Genomic DNA, 22,512 nt, shown 5'->3' on the forward strand with positions numbered 1-22,512 from the left:
CCGGGCAGGGACAATGCGGGGACCGGTCAGCGGGGGACGCGGACGAGCAATCGACCGTGGATGCACTCCATCGACAGCTCCCGGCCGGGCCCGATCGAGTCGCCGTCGAGCTGACGGGGGGTGTCGGTGGAGGCCCGGATGACGACCTTGCGGCCGGTCATCCGGTCCAGCGTGGAGTCGGTGCGCGAGCGCTTGGCCAGCACCCGCCACACGATCGGCAGCCAGGACAGGAACCGCTTGGGGTGGATCAGCACCACGTCGAGCAGCCCGTCGTCGATGGTCGCGTCGGGCAGCAGCGGCATCCCGGCCTGCAGGTAGCCGACGTTGCCGACCACGACCGTGCGCGCCCGGTGCCGGGTGAAGGGCTCGTCGTCGACGGACACCTCGATGCCCACCGCCGGGAACATCAGCGACTTCAGTGCGGAGAGCACGTAGGCCAGCCAGCCGACCTTCTCCTTGATCCCCTCGTTGACCCCCTCCATGATCGCGGCGTCGAAGCCCAGCCCGGCCATCACCATGAAGTGGGTGTCGGCCAGACCGTCGCCGCTGACCCGCACCATGTCGATCGCCCGGTCCTGGCCGTTGAGCGTCACGTCGACCGCCGAGCGGAGGTAGAGCGGGATGCCGAGGTTCCGGGCGAGCAGGTTGCCGGTGCCGGCGGGCACGATCCCCACCGGGATGCCGGTGCTGGCCAGCTCCGCGCACACCTCGCGCACCGTGCCGTCCCCGCCGCACACCATGACCAGGTCGGCGCCCGCGACGGCGGCCGCAGCCGCCTGCCCGGTGCCGGGGTCCTCCACGGAGGTGTAGTGCCAGACCGGCTCGGACCACCCGGACTCGGCGGCCATCGCGGAGACGATCGACCGGAACTGGCCGACGTCCTCGACCTTGATCGGGTTGAGCACGACGTGCAGGTCCCGGCTGGCGACCGGCACGCTCTCCACGAGCGGTGCGGCGGTCTCGGCGTGACCCCGCGGCAGCGGCGAGAGCACGACCATGCCCAGCAGCACCAGCCCGACGCCGAGCAGCAGTCCCCCGGCGATGTCGGAGGGGTAGTGCCGGCCCAGCAGCAGCCGGTCGGCGCAGACCACGACCGCCAGCAGCCCGAGCAGGACGGCGACCGCCCGGCGCACGCCGGCCTTGCGGACCAGCATCACGGTGACCACCACCAGCACCCCGCCGAGGGCCGCGATGTAGGAGGCGTGCCCGGAGGGGAAGGAGCCGTTGCTCAGCTCGGCGAACTCCGCCTGCACCTGGGGCCGGGGCCGACCGACCAGCCACTTGAGCAGGTGGGTGGTGACCATGGTCGTGGCCATCACCAGCGCGACGTACGCCGAGGCCCGCCGGTGCCCGCGACTGAACAGCGCCCCGGCGACCACCAGCGTCACCACCGCCACCGCGATCGTGCCGGTCGCCACCTCCACCGCCCGGAGCGCGTCCAGCAGCGCCGGGCGGCCGTCGGCCCACCCGGAGAGGGACTCGGTCACCCGGCTGTCCCACTCGATCAGGGAGGTCCAGCCGGCCGCGACCAGGGCGAGCAGGACGCCGAACGCCGAGAGGCACAGCGCGGCCAGGCCCAGGGTGGTGGCGCGCGGGCGGTCGATCACGGTGGCGGGTCTCCGTCGTCGTCGGCGGGTCGGTCGCGGCAAAGTATGCCTTCGTCACCCACCATGACCGATAATGGCGGGGACCGGACCTCGCCACGAGCAAGGAGCCCGCATGCGCAGCACCCCGACCCGGGCGGCGACCGCCACCGCGACGCTGGTCGCCCTCGCCGCCGTGACCGCCGCCTGCGGGCAGGACACGGGGAGCACGGGCGGGTCCACCGGTGAGGCGGGCAGCGGCGCGACCCCGGCCGGCACGTCGACATCCCTCGACCGGGCCTGGCTGGTGCGGCTCGAGACCGGCAAGGACGAGGTCCCGGACGGGGCGGCGTACGTCCGGTTCGCCCCCGCCGGCGGCGAGACGGTGGTCACCTCGATCCCCCAGGCCCCCCTGGACTTCGAGCCGAACCCGCTCACGCTGGTCGACGCCGGGCGGACCTGGGCGGTGGGCGCGAACGCCGCCACCGGTCGGGAGCGCAACCGAGGGGTCGTGACGCTGCACTCGCTGACCGGGGACGACGACCTCGAGGTCGACCTGCCGGCGGCCACGGGGGTCGACGACCTGCGTCCGATCGGCTGGGCGTTCGACCCGGCCACGCCGGCCCTGCTGCGCGTCCTGGACCGCTCCGGCCGTCTGTTCGACGTCGCGGTGGAGGAGCGGACGGCCACCGAGGGCGAGCGGGTCGAGGCGCCGAAGGGGTTCGCGCTCGGCCCGATGTTCGACAGCGCCACCGGGCAGCCGCTGCTGCGCGAGAACAAGACCTACGAGTACCAGCCCGGTGGCGCCTACACCGCCGGTGGCGTCTCGGTGCTGGAGCCGGGCGAGGCCCCCGAGACCGGCGTCTGCTCCGACGAGGCCGCCCCCACGGCGGCGGTGGTTGACAGCGCCGGTACGACGTGGAGTGCCTGCCTGCAGGACGACCGGATCCGCCTGGCCAGCCAGGAGGCGGGAGCCGAGGAGTGGACCGAGGCCGGGACCTCCGCCGCCGACGTACCCGGCAAGGCGGCCGCCATGACCTGGGTGCTGCCACCGCTCTGACCGCCTCGCCCGGCACCGCTCCGGCCACCCGCCGGGCGGCCGATAGCCTTGGCCCATGATCGACCCCCGGCTGCTCCGTGACGACCCCGACCGCGTGCGCGCCGCCCAGGCCAAGCGGGGGCTCTCCGACGACGTCGTCGACGTGGCCCTGCGGGCGGACGCCTCGCGCCGGTCGGCGATCGCGGAGTTCGAGGAGAAGCGGGGCGAGCAGAAGCGCCTCGGCAAGCTGATCCCGAGGGCCGAGGGGGACGAGCGCGCCGAGCTGCTCGCCCGGACCAAGGTCATCGCCGGTGAGGTCAAGGCCGCGGAGTCGGCCCAGGCGGAGGCCGAGCGGGCCTGGCAGGACGCCCTCATGTCGATCCCGAACGTGGCCGCCGACCAGGCGCCGGCCGGCGGCGAGGACGACTTCGTGCTCCTGGAGACGGTCGGGACGCCCCGGGACTTCGCGGCCGAGGGGTTCACCCCGCTGGACCACATCGAGCTGGGCCGCAGGCTCGGCGCGATCGACGTCGAGCGCGGTGCGAAGGTCTCGGGCTCGCGGTTCTACTTCCTCACCGGCGTCGGCGCCGAGCTGGAGCTGGCCCTGGTGAACCTGGCGATGGCGCAGGCCCGCGAGTCCGGCTTCACCCAGGTCATCGCCCCGTCGCTGGTCAAGCCGCGGGCGATGGAGGGCACCGGCTTCCTCGGGCAGGCCGCCGACGACGTCTACCGGATCGAGGGCCAGGACCTCTACCTGGTCGGCACCTCGGAGGTGCCGATGGCCGCCTACCACTCCGACGAGATCCTCGACGGCGCCGCGCTGCCGCTGCGCTACGCGGCGTTCAGCCCGTGCTTCCGCAAGGAGGCCGGCTCGCACGGCAAGGACACCCGCGGCATCATCCGCGTGCACTGGTTCGACAAGGTCGAGATGTTCGTCTACACCACGCCCGAGGAGGCGGCCGCGGAGCACGAGCGGCTGCTGGGCTGGGAGAAGGCGTTCCTCGACAAGCTCGAGCTCGCCTACCGGGTGATCGACGTGGCCGCCGGCGACCTGGGCCTCTCGGCGCAGCGGAAGTTCGACTGCGAGGCCTGGATCCCGACCCAGGAGCGCTACCGCGAGCTCACGTCGGCCTCGAACTGCACCGAGTTCCAGACCCGTCGGCTCGACACCCGGGCCCGGTACGACGAGGGGATCGGGGCGGTCGCCACCCTCAACGGGACCCTCTGCGCCATGACCCGGACGATCGTCGCGATCCTCGAGACCCACCAGCAGGCGGACGGCTCGGTGCGGGTGCCGGAGGCGTTGCGCCCTTGGCTGGGCCGCGACGTGCTGGAGCCGCTCCGTGGCTGAGGCCGGCTGGCGACCGCGGCTGGTCGCCCTGGACATCGACGGGACCCTGCTGCGCTGGGTCGACGGCGGCAGCACGCACGAGGAGGTCAGCCCCGCGGTCTTCGACGCCGTGCACCGGGCGCTGGCCGACGGCGCGTACGTCGTGCTCGCCAGCGGCCGCTCCCCGCACGGCATGACCCGGGTCGCCGACCTGCTGGAGCTGCACGGCGCGGAGCGGGACCGGCTGTGGGTGGTGGCCTCGAACGGTGCGGTGATCTTCCGCTACCCTCCGATGGAGGTCGTCCACGAGGAGACCTTCGACGCGCGGGACGCGGTGGCGGCGGTCCTCGAGCACCACCCCAACGCGCTGGTGGCCGTCGAGGAGCGCGGCGTCGGCTACCGGGTGAGCAACCACTTCCCGGCAGGGGAGCTCTCCGGGGAGATGATCCTCACCGAGGTCGACGACCTGGTCTCCGGGCCGGTCAGCCGGGTGATCGTCCGGGACCCGGAGGCGACCGCGGACGACTTCGTCGAGCTGGCCGGCAAGCTGGGCCTGCACGGCACCGACTACGTCGTGGGCTGGACGGCCTGGATGGACCTCGCGCCGGTGGGGGTCTCGAAGGCCTCCGGGCTGGAGCACGTCGCCGACCGGCTCGGGCTGACGGCCGCGGACACACTCGCGATCGGGGACGGACGCAACGACCTCGAGATGCTGCGCTGGGCCGGTCGCGGGGTCGCGATGGGGCAGGCCGTGCCGGAGGTGCGGGACGCGGCCGACGCCACGACCGCGACGGTCGACGAGGACGGGGCCGCCCGCGAGCTGGAGCGCTGGTTCGGACCGGTGAGGTGAGCCTGCCCGCGGTGGTGCTCACCCCGAGGCTGCGACTGCCCCTGTGGACGGCCGACGAGGCCCGGGACGTGCTCGCCGGACGAGGACGGCCGCACTGGCACCCCGACTACCCGCGTCCGGCCGACCGGGACGCCGCGGCGCTGCGCCGGGAGGGCGACCCGTGGGGTCCCCGGCACATCGTGCGGGCCGGCGACGGCCTGGTCGTGGGCTCGATCGGCTTCTTCGGGCCGCCGGCACCGTCCGGGCCGCCCGACGCGCCGACGGAGCCGGAGGTCGAGGTCGGCTTCGGTCTCGTCCCCGAGGCACACGGGCACGGCGCGGCCACGGAGGCGCTGCGCGGGCTGCTCCGGGAGACCGACCGAGCCGGCGTACGCGTGCGCGGGGCGGTCCGGCCGGACCACACGCCCAGCCTGCGGGTGCTGGCCACCTGCCGGTTCACCGACGTCCTCGGTGCCGACGAGGACGGCCGGCTGGTGCTGGTCCGCCCGCTGCCGGGAGCGGGCAACGCGTGAGCGCGACACCCCGGCTGGTGGCGACCGACCTCGACGGCACGCTGCTCGCCGCCGACGGCACCGTCTCGCCCCGCACCCGCGAGGTGCTCGCCGCCCTCGATGCGCGCCAGGTCCCCGTGGTGTTCGTCACCGGCCGACCGATCCGCTGGATGGAGTCCCTCTGGGAGGCCGTGGGCGGCCACGGCCTGGCGATCTGCAGCAACGGCGGCATCGTCTACGACGTCTCGGAGCACGTGGTCCGCACCGCCCTGACGATCGACCCGAGCACGGCCGTGGAGGTCGGGCGGGCCCTGCGGCAGGCGGTGCCCGGCACCAGCTTCGCGCTCGAGAAGACCGGCGGGTTCGCGCGGGAGGAGTCCTTCCTGCCCCGGGTGCCGCCGCCCTCGGACATCCCTGTCGGGCCGCTCGAGCGCCTGGTGGACCGCACCGTCGTCAAGATCCTGGCCCGGCACGAGGAGCACCCGCCGGAGGGGTTCTGGCGACGGGTCGAGGAGGCGGTCGGGTCGCTGGTCACGACCACCTGGTCCTCGACGGGGGCCCTGGTCGAGATGAGCGCGCACGGCGTGACCAAGGCCTCCACCCTGGAGCGGCTCTGCGCGGAGCTGGACGTGGCCGCCGCCGACGTGGTGGCGTTCGGGGACATGCCCAACGACATCCCGCTGCTCCAGTGGGCCGGGCACTCCTACGCGATGGACAACGCCCACCCGTCGGTGCTGGCCACCGCCGTGCACCGGGCCCCGGCCCACGACCTCGACGGTGTCGCCACCGTGCTCGCGGAGCTGTTCGACCTCTGAGCAGCCGCACCCGGAGGATGCGGCGTACCGCCCGGCCTGAGAGGCTTGGCCCCGATCCGATCACCTCGAGGAGACCCGATGGAGACCCGTGTGCCCCGCTTCGTGGCGCTGCTCATGCTCACCCTCGGCAGCGTCCTCGGCTCCGCCGCCCCCGCGCACGCCGCCTGCAACGAGCCCGAGCGGTCGTTCCCGGCGCAGCTGCGGGACGCCGACTCCGTCTTCAGCGGCACGGTGACCCAGGTGGTCGGCGACCGCACCGATCCCGACGAGCGGCTCGTGTACGTCGTCAACGTCAAGCGGGTCTACCAGGGCCGGATCGCCGGCGAGACCACCGTGCGCAGCCCGTCGACGGCCGCCGACTGCGGGCTCCGGAACATCCAGAAGGGCGAGAGGTACGTGTTCCTCGCCGGGTCGGCCAACGACGGCGGCGTGGTCGACGCGTTCAGCAACGAGGGCACCCGACCCCAGAGGCCGGCCGTCATGGACACCGTCACCCGGGTGCTCGGCCAGGGGGAGCCTCCGATGGCTCCGACCCAGGCGGAGATCGAGCGGGACCGGGAGGCCTCGCTCACCCAGCTCGACGACTCCACCGCCCCCGGCCTGGCGACCACCTCGCTGCCCGGCGTGGGCCTGGCGGTGCTCGGCCTGCTGGTGCTCGGGATGGCCCGGGTCCTCGGCCGCCGGCGCGGCTGACCGGGAGACCGGCCGGCCGGCTGATCCGTCGACCGGCTGGCCAGCTGACTGGGCCGGGCTCAGAGGTACATGCCGCCGGTGGGTCCCTCCGGACCCGGCTGGCCCGGCTGCCCGGGCTGACCCGGCTGACCGGGCTGCCCTGCCGCCTGGGGCGGGGTGGCGCCCGGCGGCAGCGCCCGGCGCATCTGCTCGAGCTGGGCGCGAGCGGCGACCTGCTGGGCGTAGATCGCGGTCTGGATGCCGTGGAAGAGACCCTCGAGCCACCCGACCAGCTGAGCCTGGGCGATCCGCAGCTCCCCCTCACTGGGGGTGCCCTCGGCGAACGGCAGCGAGAGCCGCTCCAGCTCCTCGACCAGCTCGGGGGCGAGCCCGGCCTCCAGCTCCTTGATCGAGGCCTGGTGCACCTCCTTGAGCCGGTTCCGGCTGGCCTCGTCGAGCGGGGCCGCCTTCACCTCCTCCAGGAGCTGGCGGATCATCGAGCCGATCCGCATCACCTTGGCCGGCTGCTCCACCAGGTCGGTGATGTGCGGTTCCCCGTCGTCCTCGTCGCCTGAGTCGCCCCGGCCGTCGGCGTGCGCCTGGAGGGCGCTCACCGGCACGTGTCCCATGGGCTTGCCGTCCGGGCCGACGATGACGACCTGCTCCTCGGTGTCCGGGGTGGGCTGCTCGTGCTGCTCGGTCATGCCGCCACCCTACGCAGTGAGCACGATCTTGCCGACGTGCTCCCCGGCCTCGAGCATCCGGTGGGCCTCGGCGGCGTCCTCGAGCGGCATCGTGGCGTGCACGATCGGGCGGACCCGGCCCTCGGCGACCAGGGGCCAGACGTGCTCGACGACCGAGGCGCAGATCGCGCCCTTCTCGCCCACCGGCCGGGAGCGCAGCGAGGTGGCGATCACCGCGCCCCGCTTGCGCAGCAGCTTCCCGAGGTCGAGCTCGCCCTTGACGCCTCCCTGCATGCCGATCACCACGAGCCGTCCCTCGGTCGCCAGGGCGTCGACGTTCCGGGGGAGGTACTTCGCGCCCATGTTGTCGAGGATCACGTCCGCCCCGCCGGTGCGGCCGAGCACCTCCACGAAGTCCTCCTCGTGGTAGTCGACGGCGGTGGCGGCGCCGAGGTCGAGGCAGACCCGGAGCTTCTTCGGGGACCCGGCGGTCGCGACCACGGTCGCGCCCAGCGCCGAGGCGAGCTGGATCGCGAACGTGCCGATGCCGCCCGCACCGCCGTGCACGAGCAGCGTCTCCCCGGGCTGCAGGCCGGCCACCATGAAGACGTTGGACCAGACCGTGCAGGCCACCTCGGGGAGTGCCGCCGCACCCACCAGCGAGACGCCGTCGGGGACGGGCATCAGCTGGGCGGCCGGGACCACGACGGACGTCGCGTAGCCGCCGCCGGCCAGCAGCGCGCAGACCTCGTCGCCGACGGTCCAGTCGTCGACCCCCTCACCGAGCGCCTCGACGGTGCCGCTGCACTCGAGCCCGATCACGTCGGAGGCCCCGGGCGGCGGCGGGTAGTGGCCCTGCCGCTGCAGGGTGTCGGCCCGGTTCACGGCCGTCGCGGCGACCCGGACCAGCACCTCCCCGGGTCCGGGCACGGGGTCGGGCAGGTCGGTGACGGACAGGACCTCGGGTCCACCCGGCTCGGTGGCGACGACGGCACGCATGGCCCCACCCTACGGGCGGCCGCTCGGCCCGGCCGGGGCCGAAGCGGACCGGGCTCAGTCCTCGAGCAGGTCCCCGGTGTGGTCGACCCCGCTGTCATCGGGGATGTCGTCGTCCACGTCGGTCGGGTCGGGGGCGTCCGCGGGACGCTCCCACCGGTCGGCCAGCGCAGACGCCGCCGAGGCGAGCTGCTCGATCCTGGCCGGGCCCGCCGAATGGGTGGCGGCGGCATAGCCGAGCAGGAACGTCGTGATCGGGGCCGCGGGCCTCTGCACGTTGTGCGCGGCCACTCGCGCCAGGTCGAGTACCAGCCCCTCGTCCAGCTCGATCTCGACGTCGAGGGTGTCGCACAGCTCGTCGATCCAGTCGTGGAGGTTCACGATCCCACAGTCTTACGTCCGTGCCCGGCTGGCAAGCAGAACGCCGAGACCGCTCAGGTGCTGGATCCGTCCTCGCGCAGCTCGCGCAGGTCGGCCCAGCCGTCCACGTCCCGCGACTCCCGGCCCAGGGCCGGCACCTCGACCAGGTCCAACGGCGCGAGCAGTCGGTGCATCGGCAGTCCGTGCTCGGCGGCGTACTCGGGACGGACCTGCGCCAGCCGCGCGGTGTCGAGCACCATGGCCAGCTGGCGCCGCCCGTCGGCTCCGCGGAGCACCGCGCCGTCGTGTCCGGCGGAGTGCTCGCGGAGGCGGCCGATCGTGGCCATGGTGACGTAGGGCATGTCGACCGCCAGGACGGCGATCTGCAGCGGCCGCCGGGCGAAGGCGTCGAGCCCGGCGAGCAGGCCGGCGGCGGGGCCCCCGTGCGCGGGATCCTCGCGGGTGAACGTCACCGGTCGGTGGGTGGGGACCCAGTCACCGAGCACCACCACCTCGCCCGCGTCCAGCACCGCGTCCAGTGCGTGGGTGAGCAGGGTCCGGCCGTGCAGCTCGATCGACGCCTTGTCGGCACCGCCGAGCCGGGCGGCGGTGCCGCCGGCGAGCACCACGGCGCCGAACGTCGGGGTCGGTGGGCCGGTCGGGTGGCCGGTCGGGGGGCTGGTCGGGGGCACGGCGCCAGTATCGGTCCTCTCGGACGGTCTGGCACGCTGGGGGCATGGCCGATCACCGCGCTGGCCCGCAGCCGGCCGAGGGCACCCTGCGGGTCGCCCTCGTGCAGCAGGCGTCCGACCTGGACCCGGCGGAGAACCGCGCCTTCCTCGACGACCTGGCCGTCGAGGCCGACCTGGTCGTGCTGCCCGAGGCGTTCGCGCGGGACTTCGGCTCGCCGGGGGAGGACATCTCCGCCTGGGCCGAGCCCCAGGACGGTCCCTTCGACGTGGCGCTGCGCCGGTTCGCCGGCAGCACCCGCACCGTAGTGGCCGGCATGTTCGAGGTCTCCGACGACCCGGACCGGCCGTGGAACACGCTGCTCGTGCGGGGGGCGGCGGAGGCGGCGTACCGCAAGATCCACCTCTACGACTCGTTCGGGTACCGCGAGTCGGACCGGCTCAGCGCCGGGGAGTGGGACCCCGTCCTGGTCGAGGTGGGCGGCTTCGGCGTCGGCCTGCTGACCTGCTACGACCTGCGCTTCCCGGAGCTGGCGCGGGACCTGGTCGAGCGCGGCGCCGACCTGCTGGTCGTGCCGGCCGCCTGGGTGCCCGGGCGCACCGAGGAGGAGCACCGGCGCAAGATCGACCACTGGACCACGCTGGCCCGGGCGCGGGCGATCGAGAACACGACGTACGTCGCGGCCGTGGGGCAGGCGGCCCCCCGCTACACCGGGCACTCCATCGTCGTGGACCCGCTCGGCGAGGTCCTCGCCGAGGCCGACGGGGAGCCGACAGTGCTGACCGCCACGCTCGACGCCGACGTGATCGCGCAGGCCCGTGCCGTCAACCCGTCGCTGGCCAACCGGCGTGACCAGCAGCGGCAGGGTGCCCGTTAGCCTGTCGCGGTGCCCTCCACCCGAACGCCCGGTCGCCGGGTCGCCGAACGCGCGCCGTCGCGTCTGGGACCCGGCCTGGTCGTGCACCTCGCGCGGGCTGCCTGGTGGCTGGCGATGGCCGCCGCGGTGGGGCTCATCGCGGCCAGCGCCCTCGAGGTCGGGCCGGCCCGTGGCGACGAGGTCGCCGCGGTGCTGGTCTCCACCTGCTACACGGTCGCACTCGCGATCCGGACCGGTGGTCGGCCCCTCGTGTTCGGCGGGGTGGCGCTGCTGCTGGGCGGCGCCGCCGTGCTGGCCGACCTGCCGACGGTCCGGGACGGGGCGGCCGTGCTGACGGCCGTGGCCGCCGGCGTGCTCGCGGTCATGGCCACCGTCCCCGCCGTGCGATTCCGGGCCGCCGTGGGGGAGGCGCTGCTGGCCGCCGTCATCGCCGGCATCGGCGCGTTCGCCGTGATCGGCTACCGGCCGCAGGTCGAGCTGGACCGGTTCGACTACCTGTCGCTGGCGCTGGCGTTCCTGCTGGCGACCGGTCTGGTGTACCGCCTCGGCGCCGGGCTGTACGGGCTCGGCCGGCGCGGCCTGGTCGTCGTCCTGCTGGGCAGCGTGGTCCTCGCCGGGACGCTGGCCTACGCCGAGCTGCTGCGCCGCTACGGCGCCCCCGACGTGGTCGACTCGATCGTGGAGGGGGTGCGCTGGGTCCGGGCCAACCTGGGGGCGGTGCCGCGTCCGATCCAGGTGCTGGTCGGGGTCCCCGCCCTCGTGTGGGGCACGCACATGCGGGCCCGTCGCCGGCAGGGCTGGTGGGTGTCCGCCTTCGGCGTGGCCGCGACGGTCTCGATCGCGGGACTGCTGGTCAACCCGGCCACCAGGCTGGCCGAGGCGGGGTTGATCACCGCCTACTCCCTCGCCCTCGGGCTGCTGATCGGCTACCTGATCATCCGCATCGACCTCGCGTTCACCGCGCCGGGCGGGCGACGTGGGCGCCGCGCCGAGGAGCTGACCGCACTCCGGCCCGAGCCGGGTCGGTTCCAGCCACTGCTCTGATCCCGTGCTGATCCAGTGCTGCCCGGGCCGTGCAGGAACCGGGCCGTGCAGGAACCGGACCGTGCAGGAACCGGACCGGGCTGGCGGCGAGGCTCTACGTTCTGCAGGTTCTGGGCCCGGAATTCCTGCAGAACGTAGAGCCTGGCGGGGGACGGTGGGTCTCAGGGGCTCCCCGGGCTGCCCGCGGCAGGGCCCGAGGGCGTCGGCAGAGGGGGCGGGATTCGAACCCGCGGCTGACATCCCTGCCAGCGACCGCTTTCAAGGCGGTTCCGATCGGCCACTCCGGCACCCCTCCGTGCGGCCCACGTGGGGCCACGCGCGGTGCAGTCTACGCAGCGGGCCCGGCGCCGGGGGTCGCGCGGGCCGGATCGCCAGGGGCTACTCGGAGCCGCCGATCTCCAGCTCCACCTCGTCGTAGGCGAGGTCGTGCATGCGCTGGCGGTGGTGGGCCACGTCGGCGACCAGGCGCGCCAGCTGGTGCCGGACCCGATCCGGGTCCGGCGAGTCGAGGACCGCGGGGCCGAGGGCGGCCAGCCGGGCCAGGAGGGCCCGGCGCTCCCGCAGCACGGAGTGCTCCCGCGCGACCAGCCACACCTCGCGGGCGTGCGGGCTCTCGGCGACCAGGCTGTCGCGGACGGCGGCCATCGCCCGCCGCACCTCCCAGCGCCAGGCCGGTGTCGGGTGCGGGCCGGACGCGTCGAGGACCTGCCTCAGGGCGTGGAGCGCGTTGTGGACGGGATCCTGCATGGCCGACCTCCGGTGCCGGGGAAGTTCGAGTGTGACCCCGATCCGGCGCCGCCACAAGGGGCCGGTGGACCCCTGCCCGAAGGCGCGGGGAGAATGATCCGGTGCCGTCCGACTATCGACTCGCCCCGTCGCTCGCCGCCCGGTTGCTGGGCCTCTCCCTGGTGGGCTGGGGTCTGCTGGTGTTCCTGGCCACGGTGCTGGTGGTGCTGCTGCAGGCTCCTGTGGCGGTGCTCAGCGCCGCGGTGCTCGTGTGCGTGGCCGGGGTGTTCGGCACCGGCGTCCTGCTGACCCGCGCGGCGTACGTCGTCCGGCTCACCGAGGCCGGCTACCGGGTGCGGTTCGTGCGCGGGGTCGGTGTGGCCCAGGGTCGCTGGAGCGAGGTGGAGGACGCCGCCACCGACACGATCGCCGGCTCGCCGTGCGTCGTGCTGCGACTCCGGGACGGTCGCACCACCACGATCCCCGTGGAGGTGCTCGCGGTCGACCGGGAGCAGTTCGTCCGGGACCTCCAGACGCACCTGGACCGGGGCCAGCGCCGCTGAAGGGCACCCGGGCCCGATTCCGCGTCTGCCGGGACTGCCTAGTAGCCTGACTGCGCGCAATCGCGAGGAGGCGTCGCCTAGTCCGGTTTATGGCGCCCGCCTGCTAAGCGGGTTGAGGGTAATCCCCTCTCGCGGGTTCAAATCCCGCCGCCTCCGCCAGCGCGACAGCCCCCCGACGGACCCCGTCGGGGGGCTGTGACGGGTCCCGGCAGGTTCTGCAGGATGTTGCAATGCAGATTTGTGCAGCGCCGATCGCTTGGCGCTCGCCGGGGCGCCGACACACACTGGGGGAGCGCGGGAGATCCCGGGCACCCGGCACCATCGGGTACGTGTCCGGCGAAGCCGGAGAGGTGGGGAACACATGAAGCAGAGCATGATCCGTCGCCTGGTGGCAGCGCTGCTGGCCACCGGCCTCTCGCTCGGCATCGCCACGATCGGCGCGGCGCCGGCGCAGGCCGACACCAGCTGGGGACGCGTGGCCCTGCCGTAATCCACAGACCTGAGACGAGGACCAAACTCAACCCCCCCACATGTTCGGTCCCAGAGCCATCCCCCCGGCCCGTCTCAGTGCGAGGGCAGCGAGCACCCACTCGCTGTCCTCGCTTCGATTTGCGGGCAGGTCCCGTCCAGGCCGGCCCGGCCGGAGTCCGGCTCAGCCCTCCTCGGGGACCCGAGCCCCCTCGGCTCCGGCCTGCCCCATGCGGTAGCCGAGCTGGAAGCGGGTCTGCGCGTCGTACTCCTCCTTGAGGTCGGCCACGTAGCCGGCGTAGGTCCGGGGGCTGACCCCGAGCCGCTTCGCGCAGGTGGCGTCGCCGTGGCCCTCGATGAGCATCCGGATCGTCATCGCCCGCTGCTCCTCGGCGATCGAGCTCAGCGTGCTCGCGGAGCGGCTGGTGAAGGGCCGCCCACGGTCCCAGAACCGCTCGAAGATGTCGACGAGGTAGGCGACCAGGGCGCCGTCCCGGATCGCCAGCGCCACGTCGAGGTTGTCGCCGGAGGGGATGATCGCGACCTCGCGGTCCACGACGATGAGGCGGTTGAAGAACTCGTCGAGCGTGCGCACCTCGGCGCCGTTCTCGGTGACCGCGGCGACGTAGCTGCGGGTGGCGGTGCTGCGGCGGGCGGAGTGCTGGTAGATCGTCCGCATCGACACCCCGCGCTGCAAGGCCTCGACGTCGCGGGCGGCGGCCGCGCGGAGCGCCTTGGCCGATCGGCCGGCCTGCGGCTGGGCGGTGAGCAGCTCGGTCTGGGCCCCGGGCACCAGGTCCTCGAGGAAGCGGTCGATCTGGTCGCCGCTGAGCACGGTGATCGGCCCGTCCTCGGTGGACGGTGACCGGCGGTAGGCCTGGCCCAGGGTGGAGAACGCGCTGGCCCACTGCGAGGACTCGGCGATCAGCTGAGCCCCCTGCAGGCCGAGTGGGCTGACCACGGAGCCCTGGACGGTGTGCGGGTCGACGACGACCTGGCGGCCCGATCCCCGGTCGTGCACGAGCAGGCCGAGCCGACAGAGCAGGTCGGTCGCCTCCGGGGACGCGGTGAGCAGCGGGTCGTCGGCAGGTACGCCGCCGCGCGCGGCGATCTCCTCGAACAGCCGACTGGCAGCCGTCTCGAACAGCTGGCGGTCCTCGGTCCCGAATGGTGGCACCGGCGTTCCCTTTCGTCTTCCCCCGAGCTGAGGTCGAGTATGCCGGAAGCACGACGGGGTCCACCCGGCGTACTCGCCGGACGGACCCCGTCGTCGGGTGCCTCTGGTGGCTCAGTCGCCCAGGCGCGCCCTGAGGCCGTCCAGCTCGGTCCACAGCACGGCCGGCAGGTCCTCGCCGAACTTCTCGAACCACTCCTGGATCTGCGGCAGCTCGGCCTTCCACTCCTCGACGTCGACGTCCAGGGCGGCCTCGATGGCCTCCTGGGTCATGTCGAGGCCGTCGACGTCGAGCGAGTCGGCGGTCGGCACGTGGCCGATCGGCGTCTCGACCGCGGCGGCCTGGCCGTCGATGCGCTCGACGATCCACTTGAGCACGCGGCTGTTCTCGCCGAAGCCCGGCCACAGGAAGCCGCCGTCCTCGTCGCGGCGGAACCAGTTGACGTAGAAGATCCTCGGCAGCTTGGCGGCGTCGTTCTCCTTGCCGACCGTGATCCAGTGGTTGAAGTAGTGACCGGCGTTGTAGCCGATGAACGGCAGCATCGCCATCGGGTCCCGGCGGACCACGCCCACCTGCCCGGTCGCCGCGGCCGTGGTCTCCGAGGACAGGGTGGCTCCGAGGAAGGTGCCGTGGGTCCAGTCACGGGCCTCGAAGACCAGCGGGACGGTGGTCTTGCGACGACCGCCGAAGAGGATCGCGTCGATCGGCACGCCGCGCGGGTCGTCGTACTCCGGGGCGAGGATGTCGCACTGCTTGATCGGCGTGCAGTAGCGGCTGTTGGGGTGGCTGGAGAGCTCGTCGGACTCCGGGGTCCACTCCTCGCCCTTCCAGGACGTCGCCCGGTCGGGCGTGTTCTCCAGGCCCTCCCACCAGATGTCGCCGTCCTCGGTGAGCGCGACGTTGGTGAAGACCGAGTTCCCCTTGTTGATCGTGCGCATCGCGTTGGGGTTGGTGTGCTCGTTGGTGCCGGGAGCGACGCCGAAGAAGCCGTACTCCGGGTTCACCGCCCACAGGCGGCCGTCCTCGCCGATCCGCATCCAGGCGATGTCGTCGCCGAGGGTCTCGACCTTCCAGCCGGGGATCGTCGGCTCGAGCATCGCCAGGTTGGTCTTGCCGCAGGCGCTGGGGAACGCGGCGGTGACGTACTTGACGACACCCTCGGGGGAGGTCAGCTTGAGGATCAGCATGTGCTCGGCCAGCCAGCCCTCGTCGCGGGCCATCGCCGAGGCGATCCGCAGCGCGTAGCACTTCTTGCCGAGCAGGGCGTTGCCGCCGTAGCCGGAGCCGAACGACCAGATCATCCGCTCCTCGGGGAACTGGACGATGTACTTGGTGTCGTTGCAGGGCCAGGCGACGTCCTGCTGGCCCTCCTCGAGCGGCATCCCGACCGAGTGCAGCGCGGGGACCCAGTGGAAGTCCTGGCCGGCGGCGTCGAGCTCCTCCATCTTGCGCAGCACGTGCGTGCCCATCCGGGCCATGACCCGCATCGAGACGGTGACGTACGCCGAGTCGGTGACCTCGATGCCGAACATCGGGTGCTCGGCCTCGAGGTGGCCCATCACGAACGGGATGACGTACATCGTGCGGCCCTTCATGCAGCCGGCGTACAGCCCGCGCATGATGTCCTTCATCTCGTGCGGGTCCATCCAGTTGTTGGTGGGCCCGCAGTCCGCCTCGTCGACGGAGCAGATGTAGGTGCGGTCCTCGACCCGAGCCACGTCGGAGGGGTCGGAGGCGGCGTGGAAGGAGTTCGGCTTGATCGCCGGGTTCAGCCGGGTGAAGGTGCCGCTGGCCTCGAGGGCCGAGGTGAGCTGGGCCCACTCCTCGTCCGAGCCGGTGCACCAGTGGACGTGGTCGGGCTGGGTGAGCTGTGCGATCTCGTTGACCCAGTCGAGGATGCCCTGGTGGGTGGTGGGCGCCTGCGTTGTTTCGGCGGTCATGCCTGGAGTGTCCCTCTCGCGCATTCGCGGATCCCCCGTGGGCGGACCCGGCCGTCGAGCGCATCGACGGAGGTGTCGTGGAGTGTGTATGCGGTCGCCCTGCGCCGTTGCCGGGCGACGGTTGTGGTGCAGCGAGGCTACTCCCCGGTCGCCGGGCCCCCTATTGGATCGATCCAGCGTGCCGGGCGGTCGCGATCGCCGCTCCGCATGGGCCTGTACCCGACTGGGTACGTTCGACACATGACCTACGCCCTGAGCCGCCTCATGTCCACCGCCACCGCCTCGTACGGCGCCTACGCGCTCGCCGATCCCGCGCATCTCGGTCGCGCCATGGGCGTGGAGGGCAAGGACCGGGCCGGCTACGACCTGCTCTCCCAGACCTTCGGGATCCGGGACCTCGCGCTGAGCTCGGTCGGGATCTTCGGCCGCTCCCCGGGTGCGGTCAAGGCCGCGATGAAGGTGCGGATCATGCTCGACGTGGGTGACGGGCTCCTGCTCGCCACCAAGGCGCGCGACGAGCAGACCCGGCAGAAGGTGCTGGGCGTGACGATGGGCTGGGCCGCGCTCAACCTGGTGGCGCTCGCCATCGACTCCCGGCGCGCCAAGGCCTGATCCGCAGGTGCGGATCGTCGTCACCGGGGCCCGCGGCTACATCGGCTCCCGGCTGGTCCCGGTGCTGCTCGAGCGCGGCCACGACGTGGTCGCCACGGCCACCTCGGACCCCTCAGGCTCTCCCCACCCGTGGGCGGACCGGGTCACCTGGGTGCGGATGGACTTGCTCGAGCCGGCCCAGGTGCGCGATGCGGTCCGGGGCGCGGACGCGGTCTGCTACCTCGTGCACGCGCTCGACCGCCCCGGCTTCGCCGACCTCGACCGCAGGGCGGCGACCGCGATGCGGGAGGCCGTCGACGCCGCCGGCGTGCCGCGGCTGGTCTACCTCTCCGGGCTGGTGCCGGACCGGCGCGGAGACGGGCTGTCCGCGCACCTGGCCTCCCGGCTGGAGGTCGAGGAGATCCTGCTCGCCGCCTCCGCCTCGACGACCTCGCTGCGGGCGGGGGTCGTGCTCGGCGCCGGGTCGACGTCGTTCGAGATCATCCGGCAGATGGCCTCGGCCCTGCTGGTCCAGCCGGTGCCGTCCTGGCTGACCACCAGGATCCAGCCGATCGGCGTCGGTGACGTGGTCGCGCTCCTGGCGCACGCGCTCGAGCACCGCGACGACCCGGTCGGCGCCCGGGACGTGGGCGGACCGGACGTCGTGCGCTACCCGGACCTGCTGGCGGCGGTGGCGAGGGAGGCGAGGCTGCTGCGGATCCAGCTGCCCACCCCGCCGGTGCCGGTGTCGCTGGTCTCGCTGGCCGCGCCGCTGTTCTCCGCGGCCCCACCCCGCACGGTCGCCTCCCTGGTGGCCAGCCTGCGCCACGACATGGTCTGCGACCCGGCCCGCACGTGGACGCTGCCCGGAGTCTCCACGCCACTGCGTACGGCGCTGCGCGCGTCCCTGCGCGACGACGGCGACCCGGCGCTGGCGGCGTACCGGTCGGCGCCGGGCGACCCGGTGTGGACCGGCGAGCGGCTGCTCGGGGAGCGGCTGACCGGGCTCCGGCTGCCGATGCCGGCCGTGGCCCGCTCGGTGGCGCTCACCGCCGAGCAGCGGGCCCGGGACGTGATCGGCCTGCTCCGGGGCCGGGGCGACTGATTTCGGGGATCGGCGGGCGGTCCGCTATCCTCGACCAGTCCTCGCGGCACCCCGGTGCCGAGCGGGACGGGCGCCTGTAGCTCAACGGATAGAGCATCTGACTACGGATCAGAAGGTTTGGGGTTCGAATCCCTACAGGCGCGCAGATCGAGGAGGGCCCCTGGCCGGCGGAGGACGCCGGTCGGGGGCCTTTTCCGCATGGTGGCCCCGGCCACGGATTCCGCAGTGCAAGATCTCCTCAGGTCGGGGACAGCCCGCGGCCCGGTGCGGCAGGATCGGGCTCGCGCCCCGCGGGTGACCCGAGACACCTGCGGGGCGTTCTTCATGCCCGGATCCGCTTGCAGAGTTCAGGTTTTGCTCAAGGTGGTCGGATCTGGTCACATCCGGGCCCGTTGATGCCGCAGGATGTACCTACGCCCCGCAGGTGACCCGAGACGCCTGCGGGGCGCCTCACATTTTCGCCGCACCTCGTCCGGCCTTTCCCGGCCCGACTAGGTTGGCCCGCATGACGAACCTCCCTGACCTGACCGGTAGGACGTGCGTGATCACCGGGGCGAACTCCGGGCTCGGCCGCGAGACCGCCGCGGCCCTCGCCGGCGCAGGCGCTCGCGTCGTGCTCGCCGTCCGCGACGTCGAGCGCGGGGAGGAGGCCGCGTCCGGGATCGCCGGCGACACCGAGGTCCGCGAGCTCGACCTCGCCGACCTCGCGTCGGTCCGGAAGTTCGCGGACTCGTGGGACGGGCCGATCCACGCGCTGGTCAACAACGCCGGGATCATGATGGTCGCCGAGGGCCGGACCGCCGACGGCTTCGAGCGCCAGTTCGGCACCAACCACCTGGGGCACTTCGCGCTGACCAACCTGCTGCTGCCGCGGATCACCGATCGCGTGGTCACGGTCTCCTCCTCGCTCCACAAGGGCCGCCAGCTCGACTTCGACAACCTCGACCTGGCGGGGTCCTACAGCCCGACCCGCGCCTACCAGCAGTCCAAGCTCGCCAACCTGCTCTTCACCGCCGAGCTGCAGCGCCGTCTCGACGCGGCGGGCTCGACGGTCCGGGCCAACGCGGCCCACCCCGGCTACTCGGCGACCAACCTGCAGAGCCACCACGCGAACCCGCTGATGATCAGGCTCATGGCGATCGGCAACAGGGTGATCGCGACCAGCGCCGAGTTCGGCTCCCGGCCGACGGTGCAGGCGGTCGTGGCCGACCTCCCGGGGAACAGCTACCTCGGCCCCACGAGGCTGGGCGGCACCCGCGGGGCACCGGGGCCCGTGCCCCGTTCCGCCGAGGCGAGCGACGCCGCGGCCGCCGCCCGGCTCTGGGAGGTCTCGGAGGAGCGCACGGAGGTCTCCTGGCCCCTGGGCTGAGGGCTGGTCCGGCGGCTGGTCCGGCAGGCGGCCCGAGCGGTGGCCCGATCCGGGGCGTGACCTCCTCGGCTGTTCCTCGTTGGGAGGTCCAGACCGGCCCACTCCGACCGTTCGGAGCACCTCTCGGGGAGGTGAGCGGCCTTCGAGGAGGACAACTCGTGCGATTCCGCATCCCCACCACGCTCGCCGCCGGCGCCGCCGCGGTGCTGACCGTGGCCAGCCTCTCGGCGCCGACCCAGGCCGCCGGGGACGACCCGGCCGACCTCTCGCCGTACCTCGCGGACACCCTCGGTGGCCTCAGCGGCACCGCGACCGTGCTGGTGCACGGCGCGACCCTGGCCGACGCCAAGAGCGCGGTCGAGTCGACCGGCATGGCCACCTCGATCACCTTCGACCGGATCGGCGTCGTCGGCGCCGTCGGCGACCGGGCCCAGATCGAGGCCGTGCGCAGCGAGCCCGGCGTGACGTACGTCGAGGGCAACGCGCCGATCGAGCTGTTCCAGGAGACCTCCAACATCGCCACCCGCGGTCTCGAGGCCACCCGGACCCTGACCGGGGCGAACGGCAAGGCCCTGACCGGCGAGGGCGTCTCGGTGGCGGTCATCGACTCCGGCGTCGACCCGACCAACCCGTACTTCGCCGAGGAGGACGGCAGCAGCGCGGTCGTCGCGAACCTCAAGACCGTCTGCGACCCGTTCGACTTCGCCTGCACCGTGCAGGAGGTGCCGAACAACGTCGACACCGACACCCTCTCCGGTGGCGGGCACGGCACCCACGTCGCCGGCATCGTCGGCGGCCGGCCGACCACGCTGACCGACGGCGCCGAGCTGCAGGGCGCGGCGCCCGGCTCCAAGCTGGTCTCGCTCTCCACCGGTGCGGTGCTGTTCATCATCGGCGCCGACGCCGCGCTCAACTGGGTGCTCGAGAACCACGAGGCCCCGTGCGGCGAGGGCGTGTCGGCGGCCGAGTGCCCGCCGATCAAGGTCACCAACAACTCCTACGGCCCCAGCGGCGGCGGCGAGTTCGACCCGCAGTCGGCGACCGTGAAGCTGCAGCGCGAGCTGGCGGCCGAGGGCGTGGCCACCGTGTGGGCCAACGGCAACGACGGCGGCGACGGCTCCGAGAGCCTGTCCAACCCGCCCGGCATGGACCCGACGGGCGGCGTCATCTCGGTCGCGTCCTACTACGACGAGGACACCGGCACCCGCGACGGCCAGGTCTCCGACTACTCCTCGCGCGGCGAGGCCGGCGACCAGTCGACGTACCCGGACATCTCGGCGCCTGGTGAGGACATCACCTCGTCCTGCCGGCCCTACCTGCCGATCTGCTCCACCGGCCTGGACCCGCGCAACGGCCCGGGTGCGACCGACATCGGCACGTTCAACACGATCAGCGGCACCTCGATGGCGGCGCCGCACATCGCGGGCATCGTGGCCCAGCTCTTCCAGGCGAACCCGTCGGCGACGCCGGCCCAGGTCGAGAACGCGATCAAGTCCACGGCGTACAAGTACGCCGACGGCGCGGCGTACGAGCAGGGCCCGCTCGGCACCACCAGCTTCGACAAGGGCTACGGCCTGGTCGACGTGGTGGCGGCGGCGGCCGCTGTCGGGGGCACGAGCACCGCGACGAAGGCGAAGCGGTCGAAGGGGAAGAAGCGCGGCCAGCGCTGATCCACCAGACACACCGGCGAGCGGCCGGCGGGGAGCCACACCTCCCCGCCGGCCGTTCGTCGTCCCCGTGGGCCGTCGGTGCGCGAGGCTCTACGTCTGGCAGGTTCCCGGACCCGAGAACCTGCCGAACGTAGAGCCTGAGGCCACGGACCCCAGCATCCTGGCGGGCCATTGCCTGTGCCGCCCGCCGGGGCGAGGATCGGGAGCACGACGATCCTGGGAGGGACCATGCGAACGTGGCGCGCTCGACTCTCGGCACTGACCTGCGCGGTGGGACTGGTGCTCGCACCGCTCGCCGCCGTCCCGGCCGACGCCGGCCCCGGGGTGCGGCACGACCGGCCGGCCAAGCCGGTCACCGTGATGACCCGCAACCTCTACCTCGGCGCGGACATCAACCGCCCGGTCACCGCCGCCCTGACCGCGGAGGCACAGGGGAAGTCGGCGGCTGAGGTGCTGGTCGCGCTGGCCAACGCCACGCACGTGACCCGCCGGATCGTCGACGACACGGCCTTCCCGGTGCGCGCCGGGCTGCTCGCCGACGAGATCGTGGCCACCCGCCCCGACCTGGTCGGGCTGCAGGAGGTCGCGCTGTGGCGGTCCGGGCCGCTCGAGCTCGACAAGGTCGCGGTGCCGAACGCGCAGGGCGTCGACTACGACTACCTGCAGATCCTCCTGGACGCGCTCGCCGACCGCGGCGCGAGCTACTCGGCCGTCAACGTCGGCCGGCGGGCGGACGTGGAGGCGCCGTCCTTCACCGGCAGCCCGTTCGACGGCACCATCGGCAGCCCCCGGGACGTGCGGATGACGATGCGCGACGTGATCCTGGTGCGCGACAGCGGCAGCCTGAAGGTGGGTGACAGCGGGGACCGGATCTTCGAGCACAACCTCGCCGTGCCGATCGCCGGCACCACGATGCGCTTCGACCGCGGGTTCCAGTGGGTCGACGTGCGGGCCGGCTCGCAGCGGTTCCGGTTCTACAACAGCCACTTCGAGGCGTTCAGCTCCGACCTGGCGCTCGCCCAGGCGGCCGAGGTGGTGGCCCACACGCCGACCGACCGGACCACGGTCTTCGTCTGCGACTGCAACTCCGACCCGCTGAACGACCGGGTCAAGCCGATCGACACGGTGCCGCACCGGGCGCCGTACGACCTGATCACCGGGCCGGCCGGCTTCACCGACGAGTGGCTGGAGTGGGCCCCGGCCGAGGAGGGCTGGACCTCCGGCCTCTCCGAGGGGGTGCGCGACGCCACGGCCGCCGGGTTCGACCACCGCATCGACATGGTGTTCGGCCGGACCGCGGACGGTCGCGGACTGGGTGTGGACCGCGGCCGGGTGACCGGTGACGAGCTCGGCGACCGGGACCCGGCCACCGGGCTGTGGCCCTCCGACCACGCCGGGGTGGTGCTCCGCCTGCGCGGTCTCTGATCGGCCGGTCAGTCAGCAGGTCGCTCAGCAGGCGGTGCGGCCGGTCGTCC

Annotated in this window: 23 protein-coding genes and 3 tRNA genes; 17 read left to right on the forward strand and 9 right to left on the reverse strand. The window is 73.4% G+C overall.

Features of this window, described 5'->3' with window-relative positions; translation table 11 throughout:
* Positions 1-26: 26 nt before the first annotated feature.
* Positions 27-1,607: a diacylglycerol kinase family protein gene (locus tag IE331_RS00550; RefSeq protein WP_201930835.1), complete on the reverse strand. Its 1,581-nt coding sequence runs from the start codon at positions 1,605-1,607 to the stop codon at positions 27-29.
* A gap of 112 nt (positions 1,608-1,719) precedes the next feature.
* On the opposite strand from IE331_RS00550, the gene IE331_RS00555 reads away from it, so the two are divergent.
* From IE331_RS00555 to IE331_RS00580, 6 genes are all read left to right on the forward strand, one after another.
* On the forward strand, positions 1,720-2,643 hold the full coding sequence (locus IE331_RS00555; RefSeq protein WP_192139484.1) for a hypothetical protein: 924 nt from the start codon (positions 1,720-1,722) through the stop codon (positions 2,641-2,643).
* A 55-nt stretch (positions 2,644-2,698) separates the two neighbouring features.
* Complete coding sequence (gene serS / locus IE331_RS00560; protein WP_192139486.1) at positions 2,699-3,973, forward strand: serine--tRNA ligase; 1,275 nt, start codon at positions 2,699-2,701, stop codon at positions 3,971-3,973.
* Positions 3,966-4,802 carry an HAD family hydrolase gene (locus IE331_RS00565; protein ID WP_201930837.1) on the forward strand — a complete coding sequence of 279 codons (837 nt, stop codon included), beginning with the start codon at positions 3,966-3,968 and terminating at the stop codon, positions 4,800-4,802. The genes serS and IE331_RS00565 overlap by 8 nt, the downstream gene beginning before the upstream one ends.
* Positions 4,799-5,314, forward strand: a complete 516-nt coding sequence (locus IE331_RS00570) for a GNAT family N-acetyltransferase (RefSeq protein ID WP_192139488.1) — start codon at positions 4,799-4,801, stop codon at positions 5,312-5,314. The genes IE331_RS00565 and IE331_RS00570 overlap by 4 nt, the downstream gene beginning before the upstream one ends.
* A complete protein-coding gene (locus tag IE331_RS00575; RefSeq protein WP_192139490.1) occupies positions 5,311-6,108 on the forward strand; it encodes an HAD family hydrolase in 798 nt (265 codons plus the stop codon). Before IE331_RS00570 ends, IE331_RS00575 begins: the two co-directional genes overlap by 4 nt.
* Positions 6,109-6,186: 78 nt before the next feature.
* The gene (locus IE331_RS00580; protein ID WP_192139492.1) at positions 6,187-6,801 is read left to right on the forward strand and encodes a hypothetical protein; all 615 of its coding nucleotides are present in this window, start codon (positions 6,187-6,189) and stop codon (positions 6,799-6,801) included.
* 59 nt (positions 6,802-6,860) lie between these two features.
* Here IE331_RS00580 and IE331_RS00585 read toward each other — a convergent pair whose 3' ends face one another.
* From IE331_RS00585 to mobA, 4 genes are read right to left on the reverse strand one after another with little or no spacing between them, the layout of a single operon-like run.
* Positions 6,861-7,484 (reverse strand): bacterial proteasome activator family protein, encoded by a 624-nt coding sequence (locus IE331_RS00585; RefSeq protein ID WP_192139494.1) that lies wholly within the window; start codon positions 7,482-7,484, stop codon positions 6,861-6,863.
* A 9-nt stretch (positions 7,485-7,493) separates the two neighbouring features.
* A complete protein-coding gene (locus IE331_RS00590) occupies positions 7,494-8,462 on the reverse strand; it encodes an NAD(P)H-quinone oxidoreductase (RefSeq protein ID WP_192139496.1) in 969 nt (322 codons plus the stop codon).
* Between the two features lie 54 nt (positions 8,463-8,516).
* Positions 8,517-8,840: a DUF6457 domain-containing protein gene (locus IE331_RS00595; RefSeq protein ID WP_192139498.1), complete on the reverse strand. Its 324-nt coding sequence runs from the start codon at positions 8,838-8,840 to the stop codon at positions 8,517-8,519.
* 53 nt (positions 8,841-8,893) lie between these two features.
* The gene (mobA, locus tag IE331_RS00600; protein WP_192139500.1) at positions 8,894-9,511 is read right to left on the reverse strand and encodes a molybdenum cofactor guanylyltransferase; all 618 of its coding nucleotides are present in this window, start codon (positions 9,509-9,511) and stop codon (positions 8,894-8,896) included.
* Positions 9,512-9,555: 44 nt separating this feature from the next.
* Between mobA and IE331_RS00605 the strand changes: the two genes are divergently transcribed.
* Both IE331_RS00605 and IE331_RS00610 read left to right on the forward strand, forming a co-directional pair.
* On the forward strand, positions 9,556-10,386 hold the full coding sequence (locus IE331_RS00605; protein WP_192139502.1) for a carbon-nitrogen hydrolase family protein: 831 nt from the start codon (positions 9,556-9,558) through the stop codon (positions 10,384-10,386).
* Between the two features lie 9 nt (positions 10,387-10,395).
* Positions 10,396-11,430 (forward strand): hypothetical protein, encoded by a 1,035-nt coding sequence (locus IE331_RS00610; RefSeq protein WP_192139504.1) that lies wholly within the window; start codon positions 10,396-10,398, stop codon positions 11,428-11,430.
* A 206-nt stretch (positions 11,431-11,636) separates the two neighbouring features.
* Here IE331_RS00610 and IE331_RS00615 read toward each other — a convergent pair.
* Both IE331_RS00615 and IE331_RS00620 read right to left on the reverse strand, forming a co-directional pair.
* Positions 11,637-11,725 (reverse strand) — tRNA-Ser (locus tag IE331_RS00615).
* Between the two features lie 83 nt (positions 11,726-11,808).
* Positions 11,809-12,177, reverse strand: coding sequence for a hypothetical protein (locus tag IE331_RS00620; protein WP_192139506.1), 369 nt, complete (start codon positions 12,175-12,177; stop codon positions 11,809-11,811).
* A 101-nt stretch (positions 12,178-12,278) separates the two neighbouring features.
* On the opposite strand from IE331_RS00620, the gene IE331_RS00625 reads away from it, so the two are divergent.
* From IE331_RS00625 to IE331_RS16685, 3 genes are all read left to right on the forward strand, one after another.
* Positions 12,279-12,719, forward strand: coding sequence for a hypothetical protein (locus tag IE331_RS00625; RefSeq protein WP_192139508.1), 441 nt, complete (start codon positions 12,279-12,281; stop codon positions 12,717-12,719).
* A gap of 66 nt (positions 12,720-12,785) precedes the next feature.
* A tRNA-Ser gene (locus IE331_RS00630) sits at positions 12,786-12,878 on the forward strand.
* A gap of 202 nt (positions 12,879-13,080) precedes the next feature.
* A complete protein-coding gene (locus IE331_RS16685; RefSeq protein WP_263863294.1) occupies positions 13,081-13,209 on the forward strand; it encodes a hypothetical protein in 129 nt (42 codons plus the stop codon).
* Between the two features lie 162 nt (positions 13,210-13,371).
* On the opposite strand, the gene IE331_RS00635 is transcribed toward IE331_RS16685, so the two are convergent.
* Together IE331_RS00635 and IE331_RS00640 are read right to left on the reverse strand one after the other, a co-directional pair.
* On the reverse strand, positions 13,372-14,364 hold the full coding sequence (locus IE331_RS00635; RefSeq protein WP_192139510.1) for a LuxR family transcriptional regulator: 993 nt from the start codon (positions 14,362-14,364) through the stop codon (positions 13,372-13,374).
* A gap of 111 nt (positions 14,365-14,475) precedes the next feature.
* Positions 14,476-16,302 (reverse strand): phosphoenolpyruvate carboxykinase (GTP), encoded by a 1,827-nt coding sequence (locus IE331_RS00640; protein WP_192139512.1) that lies wholly within the window; start codon positions 16,300-16,302, stop codon positions 14,476-14,478.
* 240 nt (positions 16,303-16,542) lie between these two features.
* Here IE331_RS00640 and IE331_RS00645 point away from each other — a divergent pair, with 240 nt between their 5' ends.
* The 6 genes from IE331_RS00645 (at position 16,543) to IE331_RS00670 (ending at position 22,462) form a co-directional block, all read left to right on the forward strand.
* The gene (locus tag IE331_RS00645; RefSeq protein WP_192139514.1) at positions 16,543-16,914 is read left to right on the forward strand and encodes a hypothetical protein; all 372 of its coding nucleotides are present in this window, start codon (positions 16,543-16,545) and stop codon (positions 16,912-16,914) included.
* Positions 16,915-16,921: 7 nt separating this feature from the next.
* Positions 16,922-17,998, forward strand: coding sequence for an NAD(P)H-binding protein (locus tag IE331_RS00650; RefSeq protein WP_192139516.1), 1,077 nt, complete (start codon positions 16,922-16,924; stop codon positions 17,996-17,998).
* A 70-nt stretch (positions 17,999-18,068) separates the two neighbouring features.
* Positions 18,069-18,141, forward strand: a tRNA-Arg gene (locus IE331_RS00655).
* Between the two features lie 362 nt (positions 18,142-18,503).
* Positions 18,504-19,367, forward strand: a complete 864-nt coding sequence (locus IE331_RS00660; RefSeq protein ID WP_192139518.1) for an oxidoreductase — start codon at positions 18,504-18,506, stop codon at positions 19,365-19,367.
* 158 nt (positions 19,368-19,525) lie between these two features.
* A complete protein-coding gene (locus IE331_RS00665; protein ID WP_192139519.1) occupies positions 19,526-21,037 on the forward strand; it encodes a S8 family peptidase in 1,512 nt (503 codons plus the stop codon).
* A 228-nt stretch (positions 21,038-21,265) separates the two neighbouring features.
* Positions 21,266-22,462, forward strand: coding sequence for an exonuclease/endonuclease/phosphatase family protein (locus IE331_RS00670; protein WP_192139520.1), 1,197 nt, complete (start codon positions 21,266-21,268; stop codon positions 22,460-22,462).
* Positions 22,463-22,512 lie beyond the last annotated feature (50 nt).

It is taken from the genome of Nocardioides donggukensis, assembly GCF_014842875.1.
GTDB classification, from domain to species: domain Bacteria; phylum Actinomycetota; class Actinomycetes; order Propionibacteriales; family Nocardioidaceae; genus Nocardioides; species Nocardioides donggukensis.

What these genes read in the sequence shown, in the direction of transcription:
- IE331_RS00670 (WP_192139520.1), top strand. Translation starts at nt 21,266, where the DNA reads ATGCGAACGTGGCGCGCTCGACTCTCGGCACTGACCTGCGCGGTGGGA.
- IE331_RS00645 (WP_192139514.1), top strand. Translation starts at nt 16,543, where the DNA reads ATGACCTACGCCCTGAGCCGCCTCATGTCCACCGCCACCGCCTCGTAC.
- IE331_RS00585 (WP_192139494.1), bottom strand. Translation starts at nt 7,484, where the DNA reads ATGACCGAGCAGCACGAGCAGCCCACCCCGGACACCGAGGAGCAGGTC.
- serS (WP_192139486.1), top strand. Translation starts at nt 2,699, where the DNA reads ATGATCGACCCCCGGCTGCTCCGTGACGACCCCGACCGCGTGCGCGCC.
- IE331_RS00620 (WP_192139506.1), bottom strand. Translation starts at nt 12,177, where the DNA reads ATGCAGGATCCCGTCCACAACGCGCTCCACGCCCTGAGGCAGGTCCTC.
- IE331_RS00660 (WP_192139518.1), top strand. Translation starts at nt 18,504, where the DNA reads ATGACGAACCTCCCTGACCTGACCGGTAGGACGTGCGTGATCACCGGG.
- IE331_RS00580 (WP_192139492.1), top strand. Translation starts at nt 6,187, where the DNA reads ATGGAGACCCGTGTGCCCCGCTTCGTGGCGCTGCTCATGCTCACCCTC.
- IE331_RS00555 (WP_192139484.1), top strand. Translation starts at nt 1,720, where the DNA reads ATGCGCAGCACCCCGACCCGGGCGGCGACCGCCACCGCGACGCTGGTC.
- IE331_RS00640 (WP_192139512.1), bottom strand. Translation starts at nt 16,302, where the DNA reads ATGACCGCCGAAACAACGCAGGCGCCCACCACCCACCAGGGCATCCTC.
- IE331_RS00605 (WP_192139502.1), top strand. Translation starts at nt 9,556, where the DNA reads ATGGCCGATCACCGCGCTGGCCCGCAGCCGGCCGAGGGCACCCTGCGG.
- IE331_RS16685 (WP_263863294.1), top strand. Translation starts at nt 13,081, where the DNA reads ATGAAGCAGAGCATGATCCGTCGCCTGGTGGCAGCGCTGCTGGCCACC.
- IE331_RS00590 (WP_192139496.1), bottom strand. Translation starts at nt 8,462, where the DNA reads ATGCGTGCCGTCGTCGCCACCGAGCCGGGTGGACCCGAGGTCCTGTCC.